Source organism: Thermostichus vulcanus str. 'Rupite', assembly GCF_022848905.1.
Lineage (GTDB): Bacteria > Cyanobacteriota > Cyanobacteriia > Thermostichales > Thermostichaceae > Thermostichus > Thermostichus vulcanus_A.
Window position 1 is genome coordinate 1 of record NZ_JAFIRA010000025.1, and the last position, 17,303, is coordinate 17,303.

Genomic DNA, 17,303 nt, shown 5'->3' on the forward strand with positions numbered 1-17,303 from the left:
CGCCAGTCGCTTAGCGTGCTCTTTACGCTGCCTGCTGACCTTCAGTTCATGTCTAGCTAAACGTTGACGGGCTTTCACCCGATTCTTGGAGCCTTTAGCCTTTCTGCTTAAGCGTCGTTGCAAGCGTCTCCGCCTAACCTGACTCTTCTTGTAGAACTGCTGTATAGGCTCATGATGACCGTTGCTATCGGTGTAGAAGTGCTCTAGTCCTACATCTAACCCCACAGCTTGACCTGTAGGCTGACGGGTGTCTAAAGCAATCGATTCATCAACCGAGACAACAAATTGGACATAGTAACCATCAGCACGCCTGACGATTCGTACCCGTTTGATTTGCTCAGGTTGGTAGAACCCCAAATCGTAGGTACCAATCAGCCGCACTACGCCAATCTGGAAGCCATCCGTGAACTGGATGCGCTTCAACCCAAGCAACTTCCAGCCTGAGGTTTTGTACTCCACAGACCGAGCATGTTTCTTAAACTTGGGATACCCAACGGGTCGGATACCTTTTGTGCAGTTGCGTTCGCGCCAGCGGCGACTTGTCGCATAGAAGTTGGAAATTGCTGACCATGCCTGCTCAGCACTGGCTTGTCTTGCTTGAGAGTTGAGCTTTTTTGCCCACTCAAACTCACGAGCCAGCACTTTGCAGTATTTGTTGAGGTCGTACTTATTCTTGCCTTTCTCATCCATCCACAGACGCAAACATTTGTTCCGCACAAACTGTGCAGTCCGAATAGCCTCATTGATGGCGGCGGCTTGAGCGGGTACAACCCTGGCCTTAAATTCCAACACTCTCATCGGTCTTAGGCTAACCTCTGAAGCACAAAACAGCCATCAGGAAAGAGGCGCAAGGCGCATCCCACTCCTAGAGGAGTGGATCTTCCCGCGCCATGTTTTTGATAAGTCCTGAGAAGGAGCTTTTGGCTGACAATGCTGAGATATAGTCAATTCAAATAAGAATGAGACACTAGCAAGCACAGTAGTTCCGAATCACTTCATCAATAGAGGTTCCAATGTCAGCATACATCCTTGCCCTCTTGAGAGCACTAAAATCATGCTCTATGTCATTTAGGTCTGGGGAGTACCTGGGCAGAAAGACGACTTCATGTCCCCCAGCTTCCACCAACTCCTTTATCCTACCCTTACGATGAATCGGTGCATTATCCATAATTAAAACAGATGGCCTCTCCAAGCTCGGTATTAAGTATCGCTCCAGCCACCCTTCAAATCCTTCTGCATTTAAGCTGCCTTGAAAAAGCATAGGTGCTATCAAGTCCTTCTTCTTTTTCCTCCTACCCGCCACTAGGCTCTCTCTCTTCCCTCGCTTCTCTCCATAAACTTTTTTCCCTCTCTTTGCCCAAGCATAAACACATGTACGTATCTCATCAAACCCCGTCTCGTCAATATAAACTAAGCTATCACTGCCATATTTCTGTATGAGCTCCCGCAAGACTCTGTAGTATTTGATTCTCTCTTGCCGGTCTCGTTCTCGATACCTTAATTCTTTTTTTTTCGCGTTATTTTCATCTGCCTGAGAGCATAATGAATAGCACTCGGTTGAACGCCGAACTTCTCAGCTCTGTCCTTTAACTTAGCTTCTGGGTACTGCTCCACATGTTCTTTTAGGGCAGCCCAGCTCATTTTTCGCTCCCGTCTTTTGACCACGGTTGGGCTGAGGTCTTCTCGGCCTAGCCAGCGATAAATAGTTGCACGACTGACATCGTAGAGCTGGGCAGCTTTCGTTGGACTGCCCCCTTCCTCAACATACTTTACAACTCTCTCCCTCAAGTCTAAGCTGTAGCTCATGAGGCTCCCTCCAACAGGTTCTATCCACGCCATCTTACCCTCAATGCTGTCTCACTCCCAACTGAATTGACTATAGTTTCCCGGTCATGTTCTGGATAGAGCTCTTGATAGTGTTCTAGGAAGGGATCCCGATCGTGTGCACCGCAGGAGGATTATGGATCTGATTTTGCGCCGGGCCAATTTGCCGGATGGTCGCAAGGGCTTGGATATTGGCATTGAAGCGGGCCGAATCGTTGCCCTGGAAACGAACCTACCAGCCACCGCAGCGCAGGAAATCGATGTCAGTGGTCGGTTGGTATCCCCCCCGTTTGTGGATGCCCATTTTCATATGGATGCCACCCTCAGCTACGGGATCCCGCGGGTCAACCAATCGGGCACGCTGCTGGAAGGGATCGCTCTGTGGGGGGAACTCAAACCTCTGCTCACGCCGGAAGCGGTGATCGAACGGGCCTTGGCCTATTGCGACTGGGCGGTGGCACGGGGTATTTTGGCGATTCGCACCCATGTGGATATCTGTGATCCCAGCCTATTGGCGGTGCGGGCTCTCTTAGAGGTCAAACACAAAGTGGCCCCCTACCTGGATTTGCAGTTGGTGGCTTTTCCCCAGGATGGCTATTATCGCTCGCCGGGGGCTGTGGATCTACTGGAGAAGGCCCTCGATTTGGGGGTGGATGTGGTGGGTGGCATCCCTCACTTTGAGCGGACGATGGCGGAGGGGGCGGCTTCGGTGCGGGCCTTGTGTGAGATCGCTGCCGCACGGGGCCTGCGGGTGGATTTGCACTGTGATGAGACGGATGATCCGCTGTCCCGCCATGTGGAAACCTTGGCCTACGAAACCCAGCGGCTGGGCTTGCAGGGGCGAGTGGCCGGATCCCACCTCACCTCGATGCACTCGATGGACAACTACTACGTCAGCAAGCTGATCCCACTGATGGCGGAGGCAGAACTGGGGGTGATCTCCAACCCGTTGATCAACATGGTCATTCAAGGTCGCCACGATACCTATCCAAAGCGGCGGGGCCTCACACGGGTGCCGGAATTGATGGCGGCAGGGCTAACAGTGGCCTTTGGCCATGATTGTGTAATGGATCCCTGGTATCCCCTCGGCAGTGGCAACATGCTGGAGGTGGCCCACATGGGGATCCATGCCGCCCAACTCACCGGCTATGAGCAGATGCGTCAGTGCTTCTTGGCGGTAACCGAAAATCCCGCCCGCATTCTCGGGCTGGAGGGGTATGGCTTGCAACCGGGTTGTTATGCGGATGTGGTGGTGTTGCAGGCGGCGGATCCTGTGGAAGCGATTCGCCTCAAACCGGCCTGTTTGTACGTGTTCCGCCGCGGCCAGCTCATCGCTCAAACCCCGCCCGTCGTCAGTCAGCTCAACCTGCCCAATCGCCCTAGCGAAGTGGACTTCACCCGCAAACTCTGACCTTTGATCTTTTGATCTTTACCGACGCACTGTACCCGTAAAGCCGCTGGCTTTGAATTGTTCCATCGTCAAGGGCAGCGGGTTGGTGACCGGCACCGAAATCCGAATCGAGAAGGGAGTTTCACCGGGAGGAACTTCTTCAATCGCCCCCAGCCGCGTCCGTTCTGGCATCACATCATTGCCGTTGGCATCGTAAAGACGGCCAAAGACATCCGCATTGACCAAGGTATTTTTGGAGCGATTCACCACCGTACCTTCGATAAACAGACACTTGGCTGCCATTGGGTTGGCGGTGCTGGTGACCATGTTCGAGTATTCGGCAGTATCAGGGCAGGGGGTAATGTGGAGATCCTTCAATTGTAGAGAAGTCGCCCCAAAGCCCATCAGTAGAAAGGCCAACCCCATACAACAGCCGAGCATCACCCGTTTGGCCCGGTTCCAAAATTGGCTCATCGTTTTTCCTTTTTCCTTGAATGCCCACCCTCCCTAGTCTAGGGGATCCCCGTCCTGTAGAACCTGTTCTCGGTTTGGATCCCGTCTAGGCGCTGATCCCAGTCATCCTGAGGCAAGGGATCCTCTAGCAGGCAGGCTTGCGGCACAATGCCCCACTTCGGGGTGAGCCGGTTCTGCAAAAAGCGGTCGTAATAGCCACCGCCATAGCCCAAGCGGCCCCCCACTCGGTCACAGGCAAGGGCCGGCACCAAAATCAAATCGGCAGCATCGGGATCCAGCACTTCACTGCTAGGGGCAGGTTCGAGTAGGCCAAAGCGATTGCGAACCAGCGCTTCGGGGTTGTAACGGTGCCACTGCATCTGCCGGTGCGGCAAACAACGGGGGATCCCCCAGCGCTTCTCCGGCAAGGCCGCAAACAGGGATCCCAAATCCACCTCCGAACCAAAGGCCACATAGGCCAGGATCGTTTTCGCCTCTAAAAGGTACGGGTTACGGGCCAAGTGAGCAGAGATCTTCTGACTAAGAATGCCCGTATCCAACCCCTGCCGCACCTGGCGAAAGTGTTGCCTGAGTCGAGCTTTCTCCGAAATAGGCTCACCTAGATTGGGTTGTACGGCTGGAGAAGGGGCTCCCTGCACAGGCCTACGCTTGAACCACAAGTATGAAAAAAAGTATGAACGAGTAAAATATGGCGGCTCATCAGCTACTGAATGCCCAGCAATTCCACCTCAAAATCCAAGGTGGCATTGGGCGGGATCACACCACCGGCCCCACGGCTGCCATAGGCCAACTCGGGCGGAATACGCAACTGCCGCTTGCCCCCCACTTGCATGGTGGCCAGACCTTCCTCCCAACCGGGGATCACTTGGCCCACTCCATAGGTGAAGGCGAAGGGCTGATTGCGTTGGTAGGAGCTATCAAACACGGTGCCATCCTGTAGCTTGCCTACGTAGTTCACCACCACTGTTTGCCCCGGTTCAGGAGAAGGCCCGCTGCCCTGGGTGATGTCGTAGTATTGCAACCCAGAATCGGTGGTGATGAAATCGCTCGACTGTACATTCACAACGGGATTATCCTTGGCTCGTGAAAAAGCCATAACCGGGTTGCCCCATCCCCACAACAGGAGCAAGCCCAACATCAGTACCAGTATCCGCTTCATAAAACAGCACCCCAAAGCCCACGTGATTTTTCCAGAGTATTTTTCCGGTTGCATGGGTATTTCCTAGGATCCTAAGGGATCCCACCGGCCCATTAACCCTTCATCTCAGCAAATTCAATGATCTGTCCCTGTTCATCCCGCACCCAAAACACAAATGGCTTCTCGGAACGAACGCTGTTGCGGATCCCTTGCTTGTTGATGCGCTTCAAGAGAGCTTTCAAGGATTCTCGCTCATGGCTGGTGTGCCGATAGCGCACTCCGCCACCTGCAGAAGTAGAGGAAGAACCAGGGTATCCCGTGCCGTAGGAGCTGCTTCCGTAAGCGCCATAAGCAGTCGTGGCAGAAGTTGCAGGTGTAGAGGCATAGGTCTCCGTAACCCCAGGGATCACGTGCAATTGTGCATTGTCGGAGAGTTGATACCAAAGGCCGGGAGTATCCACTCGGGGAGGAGCGGCAGTTGGGCGAGCTTGGGAATCAAAGCGAGGGCTAAGACCAATATCCCCTGGGAAATAGACGGATCCCAGGCTGGAACTCACCATGCTCTGCTCGTAGCCGTAATAGTACTGCAGCGGTAGCTCTGCTTCCGGTAACTTCAGTACCTTCTCATAAAAGCCTCTGGCTTGCTCCAGATCCGGCACGATGATCGTGTGTACCCGGGGTGCTCCACTTAAAAAAGTCCACATCGCCCCGCCGTAGGCCGAGAGCAACAAAAACATCAATCCCTTGGTGGAGAGCAAAATCTCCAGCGGGATCAAAGGCAACATCAATCCGGGCGGGGTCAGCATCAGCAGGCATCCATCCACAGGGCTTCTCTACTCCAGTATAGGATCCCGGCTCCTTCGGCCCGCTGGGATCCCTGAAATTGTACAGTTCCTGACTTGGCAAGTTAGGCTCCTAATGCCCACAGCTTTATCGTAGAAGGGATAGGTGGATGTGTTGAGGTCAGAGCCAAGTAGCCTAGGAACCCTAGCTCTCAAGACGGGATCCCTAACAAATCCTCAATTTTGGGCATTTGATCCAACGGAATCACCCGACCCTCATCCTCAAAGTTGGGGATCTCATTAAAGTTGAGATAGCGGTACAGTTCCCCAGCAAAAGGCTGAAGTTTGTTGGAAACAATATCTTGATACTCTGTAGGGGTTGGGATCCGTCCTAGCAGGGCACAAGCCGCCGCAAGTTCCGCAGATCCGAGGTAAACTCGTGCATCTTTGCCCATGCGATTGTTGAAGTTACGAGTGGAGGTGGACATCACCGTGGCACCATCTTCCACACGGGCTTGGTTGCCCATACACAGGCTACAGCCAGGCATTTCCGTGCGAGCACCCACGGCTGCAAAGGTGCCATACACTCCTTCTGCCCGCAGTTGGGATTCATCCATACGAGTTGGGGGGCAGATCCAAAATTGACGCACTTTGGCCCGACCTTGACCTTCCAAAATCTTGGCAGCAGCTCGATAGTGACCAATATTGGTCATACAAGAGCCGATAAACACTTCATCAATCTTGATGGGGGTGTCGGGGTTACCCGCTGCATTTTGTGCATAAACCTCGCTCAGGGTCATCACCTTATCCGGGTCATTGGGGGCACAAACAATCGGCTCAGTGATGGTATTCAAATCAATCTCAATAACCTCAGCATATTCGGCATCTGGATCCGCCTCCATTAAGCTTGGATTGGCCAGCCACTCTTCCATTTTGACGATGCGCCGCAGCAGGGTTCTTGCATCCTGATAGCCGCGCGCAATCATGTTTTTCAGCAACACAACGTTGGAACGCAGATATTCTGCAACCGTTTCAATGCTGAGCTTGATGGTACAACCGGCACAGTTGCGCTCCGCCGAAGCATCGGTAAACTCAAAGGCCTGTTCCACTTTCAAATCGGGTAAGCCCTCAATTTCCATGATCCGTCCGGCAAAAACGTTCTTTTTGCCCTTTTTCTCGACGGTCAACAGGCCCTTTTGAATGGCTACATAGGGAATGGCGTGGACAATATCCCGCAGGGTGATCCCTGGCTGTAACTGGCCCTTAAACCGTACCAAAACGGATTCCGGCATATCCAAGGGCATCACCCCTAGTGCCGCCGCAAAGGCCACTAGGCCAGATCCGGCTGGAAAGGAAATCCCCAAAGGGAAACGGGTGTGAGAGTCCCCCCCGGTGCCAACCGTATCCGGCAGCAGCATCCGGTTCAACCAGGAGTGGATGATGCCATCCCCAGGACGCAGAACCACTCCCCCCCGTGAGGCAAAAAAGTCCGGCAGTTCTTTGTGGGTTTTGATATCAACCGGCTTAGGATAGGCTGCCGTATGGCAGAAGCTCTGCAGCACCAAATCGGCGTTAAAGCCCAGACAGGCCAGCTCTTTCAGCTCGTCCCGCGTCATCGGCCCAGTGGTGTCCTGGGATCCCACTGTCGTCATCAAGGGTTCACAGCTCGTACCTGGACGCACCCCCGCTAGGCCACAGGCTTTGCCGACAATTTTTTGGGCCAGGGTATAGCCTTTACCGGTTTCTTGGGGTGGCTTGGGCCGGATAAACAGCGGGGAGGGATCCCAACCCAAGGCTTGGCGGGTTTTGTCGGTGAGGGCACGGCCAATCAACAGCGGGATCCGACCCCCGGCCCGCACTTCGTCGGTGAGGGTTTCTGGCTTGAGGTGGAAGGTGGAGAGGGTCTGGCCTGACTCAGAGGTGATCACACCCTGGTAGGGATGGATGGTGACCACCATGCCGGTTTCCAACCCGGACACATCGCATTGAATGGGTAGCGCCCCGGCATCTTCAGCAGTGTTGAAGAAAATGGGTGCGATTGTCCCCCCCAGGATCACCCCTCCAGCCCGCTTATTGGGGACATGGGGAATGTCATGGCCGATATGCCAAAGCACCGAGTTAATGGCGGATTTACGGGAGGATCCCGTCCCCACTACGTCCCCCACAAAGGCGACAGGATACCCCTTTCGCTTCAGTTCGGCAATGGTTGCCAGGGATCCCGGTGCGCGCGACTCCAGCATGGCCAAGGCATGCAGGGGGATATCCGGGCGGGTGGTGGCATGAGAGGCGGGCGAGAGATCGTCGGTGTTGATCTCCCCTGCCACTTTAAAGATCGTCACGGTGATCGCTTCAGCCAAGGGAGCTTTGGCAGTAAACCATTCCCCATGGGCCCAGGACTCAATCACCTGCTGAGCATAGACATTGCCGGCTTGGCTCAGCCCCAACACATCGTGAAAGGCATCGAAAATCAGCAGCGTATGGCTGAGGGCCTTGGCAGCAGCAGCGGCAATCTCTGCTCGTTCATCCGCCAACAGCTCCACCAAGATCTGGACGTTGTAGCCCCCCAGCATTGTGCCCAAAATCTCCACTGCCCGCAGCGGGGTGATCAAGGGAGACGTGACCTCTCCCTTGACCAAGGAGGCCAAAAAGCTGGCCTTCACATAGGCTGCTTCATCCACCCCCGGCGGGATCCGCTCCGTAAGCAGATGCAACAAAAAAGCCTCCTCCCCGGCAGGTGGAGCTTTGAGCCAATCGCACAATTGGCTGGTCTGAGTTGCATTAAGAGGTAATGGCGGGATCCCTTGCGCCTCACGGGCAGCAGCATGGGTGCGATAGTCGGCCAGCATAGGTATCCCCTCCGCAAATCGGGATGAAATACGATAAGGATCCCCATTTTACGTCTGGAGCGGGGATCCGAGGTGTTTGGGGTGAACCTAGCTTGTCAGTCTTGTGTTGGATAACTGCGTGACAGACTTCCCCACAGACTTCTGCCACTGACCGCTGAGCCAGTTATTGCTACCCAACGCTGCGCCTACGCCACCAACGCAGACTTCTCTTGCGAGCCATTAACAAAGCCTGTGCATAAAACTTCCTGTTCAGCAGCTACAAAGTCACGATGACAGGGGTATGATCACTGGGTTTTTCAGCTCGCCGCGGCTCAATATCGATCCAACAGGCCGTGGCCTTTTCGTACAGATCGGGAGAAAGATACTGGTGATCGATGCGCCAACCGCGGTTACGTTGGAACCCACCGGAGCGATAATCCCACCAGCTAAAATGACCGGGTTCCGCCGTAAACTTGCGAAAGGCATCTTGAAACCCCAAAGCCAAAATCTCTCGTAGCGCCTGTCGCTCCGGTTCTGAAGCCATGATTTCTCCCGCTTTTTTGGGATCATAAATATCTCGATCTTCGAGGGCAATGTTGAAATCACCGCACATGAGGATTGGCTCTTTTTGCTGTAGTGCCACCGTTAGATACTGTTTGAGTAGGGCTAACCAACGCAATTTGTAGGCATATTTTTCTGATCCCACCTCAGAGCCATTCGGCACATACAAGTTAAGAATGCGGATCCCTTGATAGACAGCGCTGATCACCCGCTTTTGCTCATCCCAATCTTCTACTGAACCCAGCAGCGGCGCAAACCCCCGTTCCACCTTTTCCAAGGGATCCCGGCTGATCAGCGCCACGCCGTTGTAGGACTTTTGGCCGTAAACCTCTACCCAATAACCCCGTTCCTGGAAAGCCTCTCGCGGAAATTCTTCATCCACCACCTTGGTTTCCTGTAAGCAGAGCACATCCAGGGATCCCTGCCTGTCCAACCAGGCCAAAACCTGGGACAGACGGGTACGAATGGAGTTGACATTCCAGGTGGCAATTTGCATGGATCCCGCTCACTCCACCCATGCTCGTCCTTGGGTTTGGGCCAGTCGTTCTGCATCCGGCACCTCACCTTCGGTATAGTAGCCAGCCGCTTTCTTGGCTTCGATCTCCACGCGAGCATCTGCTGGGATCAAGTCTTCTGGGATAGGCACCCTCTGGATCACCTCAATGCCAGAGCTGGTGATGGCCCGATACTTTAGGTCGCTCATGGAAATCAGGCGATCGATCCGGGTGATGCCCAGCCAGTGGAGCACATCCGGCATCAACTCCTGAAAGCGCATATCCTGCACTCCCGCCACGCATTCGGTACGGGCAAAATAGGCATCGGCCCGATCCCCTCCCTCCTGGCGTTTGCGGGCGTTATAGACCAGAAACTTGGTCACTTCTCCCAGCGCACGGCCCTCCTTGCGCAGGTACACAATCACCCCAGCTCCACCCGCCTGTGCCGTTCTAATGCATTCCTCGATGCCATGAACCAGATAGGGACGGCAGGTACAAATATCGGAACCAAACACATCCGATCCATTGCATTCATCGTGTACCCGCACCGCCAGGGGCAGAGCCGGATCGGTGATAGCGGCCACTTGCCCGACGATATACACCGTCTGACCACCAATGGGCGGCAAAAACACCGATAAATCTGAGCGGGTCACCAATTCTGGAAACATCCCTCCCGTTTGCTCAAAAAGAGTCCGTCGCAGCAGACTTTCGCTCACCTGAAGCCGTTTGGCAATCCCCGGCAAATACCAGACCGGTTCAATCGCCGCTTTGGTCACCACCAGGTCGCCATTGTCCTTCAAGATTCGGCCATCCACCTGTAACCGCCCTTTGCTCACCGCCTCCTGCAGCTCCGGCATGTTGATGTGGGCACGGGTGATGGCAATGGTAGGCCGAATATCGTAACCCTGGGCATAAAAGGGGGCAAAGACTTCCCCAACAATCGCTCCCCAGGGATCCAAAGACACAATCCGATCCGCATCTCCCCAACTGGCATAGGGGCCAATCGACACCACAGGGGCAGTATTGGTCAGATCCGCCCGGTGATCCGGTTGCAAAGATCCACTGGCCACCGCCAAGGCTCGGTAAAGCGCATAGGCCCCCGCATGGGTTCCAATGACGTTGCGATGGGCAGGATTGGTCAGGGTACCCACCACGGGGCCACGCTGTAGCGGATCGAGGGATCCCCAGCGGATCGGCTGGGTTTGTGCGCCATGAGGGGAGGGATGGGAGGTAAGGACAATGTGACGGGGACGGGAGGAAGGTTCGGCCATAGCCCAAACGTTGGGGAAAACAGCATTTTAGGCGATCCCCAGCCCTTTTCTGCAGCCATTTCAAGACAGCCCCATTGTCTTTCGGCAGCCTAATCCACTGCTGGATTCACCAGTTTGGCCAACCCGAGGGGACGGATCCCTTCCGGTGCGATCTCGAAGCGGTAGGGCAACATCTCCACCCCGGCCTCTACCGCCTGCCAAAACAACTGGGCGTAGCGGGGATCCCGTTCGGCACCAGGGGCAAATTCGCTGCAATCACTACGGTTGATCAGGTAAATCAAAAGGGCACGGTGTCCCTGTCGGCGCACCTCCATCAGCTCCTGCAGATGTTTTTGACCGCGGGTGGTCACCGTATCTGGGAATAGAGCCCGGGATCCCGTGGCCCAGGTGGTATTTTTAATCTCCAGATAGGCCAAGCCAGATTCTCCTGTCAGCAGAAAGTCGATTTTGCTCTTGCCATAGGTTACCTCCCGTTGCCACCGAGAAAAGCCCGTCAATTGTGGGAACCACCCCTGCTCCAACCCCCATGCCACCAGCCGGTTGGGTAAACCCGTGTTGATCCCGACCCACACCCCATCAACCTGGATCATTTCCCAGGTGTAGGCCAGCTTCCGCTTTGGATCGCTGTGATGGGAAAGGTACACCGGCGCCCCTACCTGACACACCCCACTCATCGGCCCCGTATTTGGACAATGGGCGGTGACCCGTTCGCCGTTCGCCAGCTCTATATCGGCAAAAAATCGTTTGTAGCGGCTCAGTAACACCCCCGAGTGTAGCGCTGTCGGGAAGCGGTAGGGGGCTTGGGGAGCCCCAGACTGCATTGGCAAAGGCCATCCTCCAGTAGGTATTTTTTCTATAGGATTTCTGGAGATCTTCTCTCGGATTCCTCGTCCTGCGCTAGGGTGAGAAACGTGTCTCAGGGTCTGAGGCCCACTGTATTTGCGCTTAATCCTCATTTAATAGCTCTTTTTTCTGCCCCTTTGTGAAACCCTGGAGAAGAAACCCCGAATGCTGCGTCTTGAGCCTGATCCCGGCTTTCAGTCTGCGGATCCCTTGCAGGACAACCGTGGACGTGTAGCCATATTCATCGATGGATCTAACCTGTTCTATGCGGCCCTGCAACTTGGCATTGAGATCGACTACACGCGCCTGCTCAAGACGTTGAGTGGCCGTTCCCCCCTCTTGCGTTCATTCTTTTACACCGGTGTCGATCGCAATAATGAGAAGCAACAGGGGTTTTTGCTCTGGATGCGCCGGAATGGCTACCGCGTTGTCACCAAAGACCTAACTCAATTGCCCGATGGCTCCAAAAAGGCCAATCTGGATGTAGAAATTGCCGTCGATATGCTGTCTTTGGTGCGTTGGTATGAGACCGCCGTGCTGGTGAGCGGCGATGGCGATTTGGCTTATGCGGTCAACGCGGTGAGCTACCAGGGAGTACGGGTCGAGGTGGTTAGCCTACGCTCTATGACCAGTGATCAATTGATCAACCTGGCGGATCGCTACATCGATTTGGAATCCCTAAAAGATCAAATTAAGAAGACCAATCGCCCTTCTTACCTGTACCGACCGGGGTTCACCACCGACGAAGAGGACGAAGGATGAAATCCTTTGAGTCGTAGCAAGAAAGGGGGGAGATCTCTAGGGCTTCCTCATGTTTTGTGATGAAGGGATCCCTTGCAGCAAGTAAACCGGGTTCAAGGGAGCAAAACGGGTACCCTCCGCCAGGGGGATTGAACGGGAGATCTGAATGTGCTCTACCCTGACTTGCCAGCCCTGAGAGCGTAGCCATTGCAGAGTCTCGCTACAGGTTTCCAGCGTGGCGAAGTTGGCCACCAAAACCCCTTGGGGCCGTAGCCGGGCTTGCAACAGGGGCAGTAGGGATCCCATCGCTTTTCCTCCCCCCCCTAGCAAAACGCGATCCGGATCCGGCAAGGACTCCAACACCTCCGGGGCCGCACCGGCAATCACCTGGACATTTTCAAGACCAAAGCGCTCAATATTGCGCTCGATCAAGCGAACCCCCATGGCGTTGCGCTCAATCGCGTACACCTGCAGCCCTGCCGATAATCGCGCCATTTCGATAGCCACTGAACCTGTGCCTGCGCCAATGTCCCACACCACTCCTGTTTGGGGCAGTTGCAGGGATCCCAAGGTGAGCAGACGAATCGCTTGTTTGGTGATTAGGCCCGGTTGATCCGGAAAGGTATGAAACTGATCGTCCGGGATCCCCACCAGCGGCCAGTGACTGGGATCTGGCTCCCGTTCCACCCGCCGCAGCACCATCAGATTGGGACTGGGGAAGGTTTGAGCTTGGCCCTCCTCCAGGGGAACTATCTGTTCCTGAGGGGATCCCAGTTGACTACAGACCCAGGCTTGATAGTGGGTGGGCAAGCGTAAATCCCGGATCAATTGCGCCAGTAGGTAGGGAGAATGCTGTGGATCCGTCAGCACCACAACCGGGGAGGATCCCTGTTTGAGGATGGATTCCAGCTGCTCCAACCCTCGCCCGTGCACACTGAGAATCGTTGCCTCCTGCCAAGGGATCTGCAATCGATTCAGGGCCAACTGTACCGAGCTGACCTGAGGGTAAAAGGCCAATTGCTCGGGGGGAAAATGCTCAGTCAACAGTCGCCCAATGCCAAAAAAGAGGGGATCCCCGCTGGCTAACAGCACCAGAGATCCTTGGGCCAGTTCCTGTTTCAGGAGCGGGATCCAGCTCTCCACAGCTCCGGTCAAAGGCACCTTGCGAGCCGGATGATCGGCAAAGTGGGTCAGGAGACTGGGCACCCCGATCAAGGTTTGCGCCTCGGATAGAGGTGGGATCCCCCAAGAGGCAACGGAACCATCCAAGGCTACCCCCACCACCGCTAGCTTTGGGTGCTGGCCAGATGGATTCACTGTAACCATTCAACGCTCAATGGGTGGATGGTAATGGCGTATAGGATTGAGAAAATCCAGACGCAGCTCGGCCATTTCCCGCTGCATTTCCCGCATAAACCCCAGTTGAGCCTCGATCAGACGGCCATCCCGTTCCCGAAACTGCTGCATCATCAGGGCTTGGGCTTCTCGCAGTTCTGCAAACCCGGCCTGCATTTGGAATTGAGCTTCGGAAGCCTGGCGTTTGGCTCGCATCTCGGCCATTTGGGCCTCAAACCGTTCGGCAGAGTGCCGATGTTCACTCCACATATCCGCGATTTGGGCTGCCAATCCTTCCCCCAGCTCCCGCGTTGGGTTCTCAACCTGTGCTGGGGTCTGCTGGAGTTGCAGATGGAATTCCTCTTGCCGTTGCCGATTCTCGGCCCGCATCTCCTGCAGTTGCTCCTGTTGCTGCTGAAGATTGCGGATCAGCCATTCCTCTTGTTCCGGGGTCATGAGGTGCGCCTGTCCCTGAAGACTTACCCCCAATTCTAGTTAGTTTGGGATGGGATCCCGTTGGGCTGCTATCAGCAGGGCATTGACAATCGCCGCAGCCACTGGGGATCCCCCTTTACGCCCGTCCACCCGAATTTGGGGAACATTCGTTTGGGCCAAGGCCTGCTTTGCCTCTTCCACCGCCACAAACCCCACTGGCACCCCGATCACCACACAGGGCTGGACTCGCTCAGCCCGAATCTCATCCACCAAGGCCAGCAGGGCGGTGGGAGCATTGCCGATCACAAATAGGGCTTCTGGGTAGAGTTGCGCTAAGTTCAGCATTCCGTTGGCAGTGCGGGTTTGCCCAGGTAAGCGGGGTTCTTCTACCCAGTCCAGGGCACAATGCAACGGGATCCCAGCGGCCACCAGTCGAGGGTGGATCCCAGCAGCCACCATGCTGACATCAACAATAACAGGCCGTTTCTCCCGCAGGGCGACCAGCGCTTGTTCAACGGCGTTTGGGCTGAAAACAAAGCGATCCCGCAATTCAAAGTCGGCAGTTGCATGAATGGCTCGTCGTACCACTTCGTACTGGATCCCTTGCCACGGGTGCGGGCCAATTTCATGGTCAATTTGGCGAAAGCTGGCTGCTGTAATTGGGTCAACCCAGGCTTCATTCATTAAGACATTCACAAGATATTCACAGTTGTTGTGAGAGGAGATCCGGTGGCACTGTCATGCTGACATGTTTTGCATCATGAATAGATGGCTAACTCACACCAGAAAAGCAGCAGCAGGCTCTCCCAGCTCAAGCTTCCTGAGACTCGCTTCAGTCCAAGCTTGATCTAAGAGTCTGCACTCCCCGCCGCGACCAACTGACCGCCCCGGAGCGATCCGCCACGTAGAGAGGCCGCTGTCTTTGCCGGAACCAGGCAGCAACGGTCTCATTGCTAGGGCCAGAGGTGATGCCCGCCTGCACCTGAAAGCGCTCCAACAGATCCAACACCACGGCTCCTCCATCCCACCACAACCAATCAATTTGCGGGGGCAACAAAGGGGATCCGGTGACCTCCGCCTGTACATTTGTCCCTGCTGAACCCAAGAGCAACCAACGGGATCCCTCCGTCTCCAAAGTCAGCACCAGGGGGTTGGTATGCACCGCCTGGAGCGATAGCCGCTCCCCAACCGGGATCCGATCCCCCGGTCGCAACACCTGATAGGGGATCCCCGCCGATTGCACCGCACTTAAAGAACGCAGGTAACTTTCAGAAGCGGCATTGACCCCTCCCCCATCCCAAAACTGGCGGATGGCAAGGGCAGGCAACAAAGTTGCCCAACCCCCATTGGCGGATCCGGCGGAGGTCATGGAAACCGCCCCGTCCAAGTGGTGAATCCCCCGCTGACGCAAATAGGGCAGCACCGTCCGTTCAGCCAAGCGGGGATCCCCGCTATTCATAAGCAGATGGCGGCCTTCTGCATGAATGGCCAAAATGGGAGTCCGCCCGCTAGCCAAAGCGGTGATTTGTACGGGTGGCCCCGGCCACAACCCCGGCCCGATTAGGATCCCGATCATGACCAAAGCCGTGCCCTGCCAACGCAAAGCCCGTTGCCAACGGGGCCAAAAGGTAACCGCCACCAGAGCGCCGTATAGCAACAGACACTGCAGGAGAGAAATGGCCCCTGTGTAATAGGAGCTGAAGGGCCAACTGGCGATCCACCCCACCCAATTGATCAGGGGGGTCAGCAGCAGCGTCAGCGGTTGCACCAACAGGGATCCCAGCCCTGGTGATAGCAAGGCCACAAAGGCCACCGCAAACCCAGCCACCAGCAAGGGTAGCAACAGAGCTGTCAGGAGTGGGTTGGCCAATAGGGAATAGGTGGGAATGCGCCCGAAGGTTACAATTTGCAGCGGCAAGGTCCACATTAAAGCCGCCAGCGGAATGGCCAGAGCAGCCGCAATGGTAGGGGGGAGAAAACTGAGCCGCAAGACAATTGGAGCGGTGCCCACCAACAACCCCAACGTGGCGGTAAAGCTCAGTTGAAAGCCGAGATCCGTAATCCAATTGGGTTGATAAACCAACAGCACCACCGCCGCCAACAGCAACGTGCCCAAGGGATTCAGTTTCACCTTGCCCTGTAGACGAGGCTCCGTCAGCACCGCCATTGCTGCCACACCCATCAGCGCGGCCCGCAAGACGGAGGGGCTAAATCCGGTCAGGGTGAGGTACAAAGCCAGTACTGCCAGGATGATCACCTGTTGAGCTCGCACCGCCAATGGGCGAGTCAGCACAAAGACGACCCCCACCAATAGCGACACATGAAACCCAGAGGCTGCCAAAGCATGGGCCATACCGATTTCTCGGAAGGCATCCTGCAGGTCAAAGTCCAGCTGAGCAGCACGGGATCCCAACACCAGCGAGGCCAGTAAATTGCCTTCTCGTTCCCCCAAGCCCCGGATAAACGCCTGGCGAATGCGGCGGCGCAACGTCCACCCCCCCCAGCTCCGCCCTCCTGCCTGCGGCACCACTTCCTGAGCACTCAGCCCGGCAAAGGCTCCCTGTCGCTGTAAATAAGCTTGAAAATCGAAGGCACCGGGATTCAAAGCGGGACTGGGTAAATAAAGGGATCCCGTCAGCCGTACCCGTTGGCTGGGGTGTAAATCTTGCTTTTGAGTGATAGCCGGGTCGGTAGTAACATAGAGCTTGCCAGAAACCAGACGAGCCGTTTGATCCGCGTGCAAAACCTGCTCAGCCTGTAGCCAAAATTGCAGCCGTTCGCTGCGAGTCAGCCGGGGCTCGGAGGTGATCTCACCAATAATACTGATCCCTTGTTGGGGTGCCAGCAGACTAATATCCGTTGGGCTAGGGAAAGGTTGTCGCCAGCCCAAGTAACCCCAAGCAGCCCAGCCCACCAACCCCATGACTAGCCAGGTGCGCAGCAGGCGCGGTCGCCGCCGGCACAGCAGGGATCCCAGCAAACCCAACCCCAACGGCACTCCCCAACCCCAGCCAGCCCCCTGTGGCCAGGCCCGCATCAGTAGACCCAAAATCCAACCCAATCCCAGCAAATAGGTGCTGTCCATGTCCCCAAAGCCTGTTTGCCCCCCACTGTACCGTCGTGGTCAAACGGGATCCTTTCGCTAGCCTTAACCTGACCCAAGTTTGCTAAGTCCTTCTCAAGATTCCTG

The 17,303-nt window shown here is 55.6% G+C and carries 15 protein-coding genes and 1 pseudogene; 2 read left to right on the forward strand and 14 right to left on the reverse strand.

All coding sequences use genetic code 11. The features are described from left to right. Both JX360_RS10230 and JX360_RS10235 read right to left on the reverse strand, forming a co-directional pair. Window positions 1–798 (reverse strand): RNA-guided endonuclease InsQ/TnpB family protein (locus tag JX360_RS10230; RefSeq protein ID WP_244350565.1); only part of this gene is annotated, 798 nt, incomplete at its 3' end. 169 nt (window positions 799–967) lie between these two features. Then, window positions 968–1,806, reverse strand: a pseudogene (locus tag JX360_RS10235) (IS630 family transposase). A 154-nt stretch (window positions 1,807–1,960) separates the two neighbouring features. Between JX360_RS10235 and JX360_RS10240 the strand changes: the two are divergent. Next, on the forward strand, window positions 1,961–3,235 hold the full coding sequence (locus JX360_RS10240; protein WP_244350566.1) for an amidohydrolase family protein: 1,275 nt from the start codon (window positions 1,961–1,963) through the stop codon (window positions 3,233–3,235). A gap of 18 nt (window positions 3,236–3,253) precedes the next feature. On the opposite strand, the gene JX360_RS10245 is transcribed toward JX360_RS10240, so the two are convergent. From JX360_RS10245 to sfsA, 8 genes are all read right to left on the reverse strand, one after another. Further along, complete coding sequence (locus JX360_RS10245) at window positions 3,254–3,688, reverse strand: FxLYD domain-containing protein (RefSeq protein ID WP_244350567.1); 435 nt, start codon at window positions 3,686–3,688, stop codon at window positions 3,254–3,256. Window positions 3,689–3,726: 38 nt separating this feature from the next. Continuing rightward, window positions 3,727–4,326: a 5-formyltetrahydrofolate cyclo-ligase gene (locus JX360_RS10250; protein WP_244350568.1), complete on the reverse strand. Its 600-nt coding sequence runs from the start codon at window positions 4,324–4,326 to the stop codon at window positions 3,727–3,729. A 65-nt stretch (window positions 4,327–4,391) separates the two neighbouring features. After that, window positions 4,392–4,847: an FKBP-type peptidyl-prolyl cis-trans isomerase gene (locus JX360_RS10255; protein ID WP_244350569.1), complete on the reverse strand. Its 456-nt coding sequence runs from the start codon at window positions 4,845–4,847 to the stop codon at window positions 4,392–4,394. 92 nt (window positions 4,848–4,939) lie between these two features. Beyond that, complete coding sequence (locus JX360_RS10260) at window positions 4,940–5,632, reverse strand: hypothetical protein (protein WP_244350570.1); 693 nt, start codon at window positions 5,630–5,632, stop codon at window positions 4,940–4,942. 188 nt (window positions 5,633–5,820) lie between these two features. Continuing rightward, window positions 5,821–8,454: a bifunctional aconitate hydratase 2/2-methylisocitrate dehydratase gene (acnB, locus tag JX360_RS10265; RefSeq protein ID WP_244350571.1), complete on the reverse strand. Its 2,634-nt coding sequence runs from the start codon at window positions 8,452–8,454 to the stop codon at window positions 5,821–5,823. Between the two features lie 256 nt (window positions 8,455–8,710). Next, window positions 8,711–9,490: an exodeoxyribonuclease III gene (gene xth, locus JX360_RS10270; RefSeq protein ID WP_244350572.1), complete on the reverse strand. Its 780-nt coding sequence runs from the start codon at window positions 9,488–9,490 to the stop codon at window positions 8,711–8,713. A gap of 9 nt (window positions 9,491–9,499) precedes the next feature. Next, a complete protein-coding gene (locus JX360_RS10275) occupies window positions 9,500–10,759 on the reverse strand; it encodes a GTP cyclohydrolase II (RefSeq protein ID WP_244350573.1) in 1,260 nt (419 codons plus the stop codon). 89 nt (window positions 10,760–10,848) lie between these two features. Beyond that, window positions 10,849–11,580, reverse strand: a complete 732-nt coding sequence (sfsA, locus tag JX360_RS10280) for a DNA/RNA nuclease SfsA (protein ID WP_244350608.1) — start codon at window positions 11,578–11,580, stop codon at window positions 10,849–10,851. A gap of 187 nt (window positions 11,581–11,767) precedes the next feature. Between sfsA and JX360_RS10285 the strand changes: the two genes are divergently transcribed. Further along, window positions 11,768–12,364: a LabA-like NYN domain-containing protein gene (locus JX360_RS10285; RefSeq protein WP_235279420.1), complete on the forward strand. Its 597-nt coding sequence runs from the start codon at window positions 11,768–11,770 to the stop codon at window positions 12,362–12,364. A gap of 36 nt (window positions 12,365–12,400) precedes the next feature. On the opposite strand, the gene cbiE is transcribed toward JX360_RS10285, so the two are convergent. The 4 genes from cbiE to JX360_RS10305 all read right to left on the reverse strand — a co-directional run bounded on the left by cbiE (window position 12,401) and on the right by JX360_RS10305 (window position 17,198). Continuing rightward, a complete protein-coding gene (gene cbiE, locus JX360_RS10290; RefSeq protein ID WP_244350574.1) occupies window positions 12,401–13,669 on the reverse strand; it encodes a precorrin-6y C5,15-methyltransferase (decarboxylating) subunit CbiE in 1,269 nt (422 codons plus the stop codon). Beyond that, window positions 13,670–14,134 (reverse strand): hypothetical protein, encoded by a 465-nt coding sequence (locus JX360_RS10295; RefSeq protein ID WP_244350575.1) that lies wholly within the window; start codon window positions 14,132–14,134, stop codon window positions 13,670–13,672. It abuts the gene before it with no gap. Between the two features lie 39 nt (window positions 14,135–14,173). Continuing rightward, complete coding sequence (locus JX360_RS10300; RefSeq protein WP_244350576.1) at window positions 14,174–14,797, reverse strand: precorrin-8X methylmutase; 624 nt, start codon at window positions 14,795–14,797, stop codon at window positions 14,174–14,176. 148 nt (window positions 14,798–14,945) lie between these two features. Then, window positions 14,946–17,198 (reverse strand): ComEC/Rec2 family competence protein, encoded by a 2,253-nt coding sequence (locus JX360_RS10305; RefSeq protein WP_244350577.1) that lies wholly within the window; start codon window positions 17,196–17,198, stop codon window positions 14,946–14,948. Between the last annotated feature and the right edge of the window lie 105 nt (window positions 17,199–17,303).

What these genes read in the sequence shown, in the direction of transcription:
- JX360_RS10240 (WP_244350566.1), top strand. Translation starts at nt 1,961, where the DNA reads ATGGATCTGATTTTGCGCCGGGCCAATTTGCCGGATGGTCGCAAGGGC.
- JX360_RS10245 (WP_244350567.1), bottom strand. Translation starts at nt 3,688, where the DNA reads ATGAGCCAATTTTGGAACCGGGCCAAACGGGTGATGCTCGGCTGTTGT.
- JX360_RS10255 (WP_244350569.1), bottom strand. Translation starts at nt 4,847, where the DNA reads ATGAAGCGGATACTGGTACTGATGTTGGGCTTGCTCCTGTTGTGGGGA.
- JX360_RS10260 (WP_244350570.1), bottom strand. Translation starts at nt 5,632, where the DNA reads ATGCTGACCCCGCCCGGATTGATGTTGCCTTTGATCCCGCTGGAGATT.
- acnB (WP_244350571.1), bottom strand. Translation starts at nt 8,454, where the DNA reads ATGCTGGCCGACTATCGCACCCATGCTGCTGCCCGTGAGGCGCAAGGG.
- xth (WP_244350572.1), bottom strand. Translation starts at nt 9,490, where the DNA reads ATGCAAATTGCCACCTGGAATGTCAACTCCATTCGTACCCGTCTGTCC.
- JX360_RS10275 (WP_244350573.1), bottom strand. Translation starts at nt 10,759, where the DNA reads ATGGCCGAACCTTCCTCCCGTCCCCGTCACATTGTCCTTACCTCCCAT.
- sfsA (WP_244350608.1), bottom strand. Translation starts at nt 11,580, where the DNA reads ATGCAGTCTGGGGCTCCCCAAGCCCCCTACCGCTTCCCGACAGCGCTA.
- JX360_RS10285 (WP_235279420.1), top strand. Translation starts at nt 11,768, where the DNA reads ATGCTGCGTCTTGAGCCTGATCCCGGCTTTCAGTCTGCGGATCCCTTG.
- cbiE (WP_244350574.1), bottom strand. Translation starts at nt 13,669, where the DNA reads ATGGTTACAGTGAATCCATCTGGCCAGCACCCAAAGCTAGCGGTGGTG.
- JX360_RS10295 (WP_244350575.1), bottom strand. Translation starts at nt 14,134, where the DNA reads ATGACCCCGGAACAAGAGGAATGGCTGATCCGCAATCTTCAGCAGCAA.
- JX360_RS10300 (WP_244350576.1), bottom strand. Translation starts at nt 14,797, where the DNA reads ATGAATGAAGCCTGGGTTGACCCAATTACAGCAGCCAGCTTTCGCCAA.
- JX360_RS10305 (WP_244350577.1), bottom strand. Translation starts at nt 17,198, where the DNA reads ATGGACAGCACCTATTTGCTGGGATTGGGTTGGATTTTGGGTCTACTG.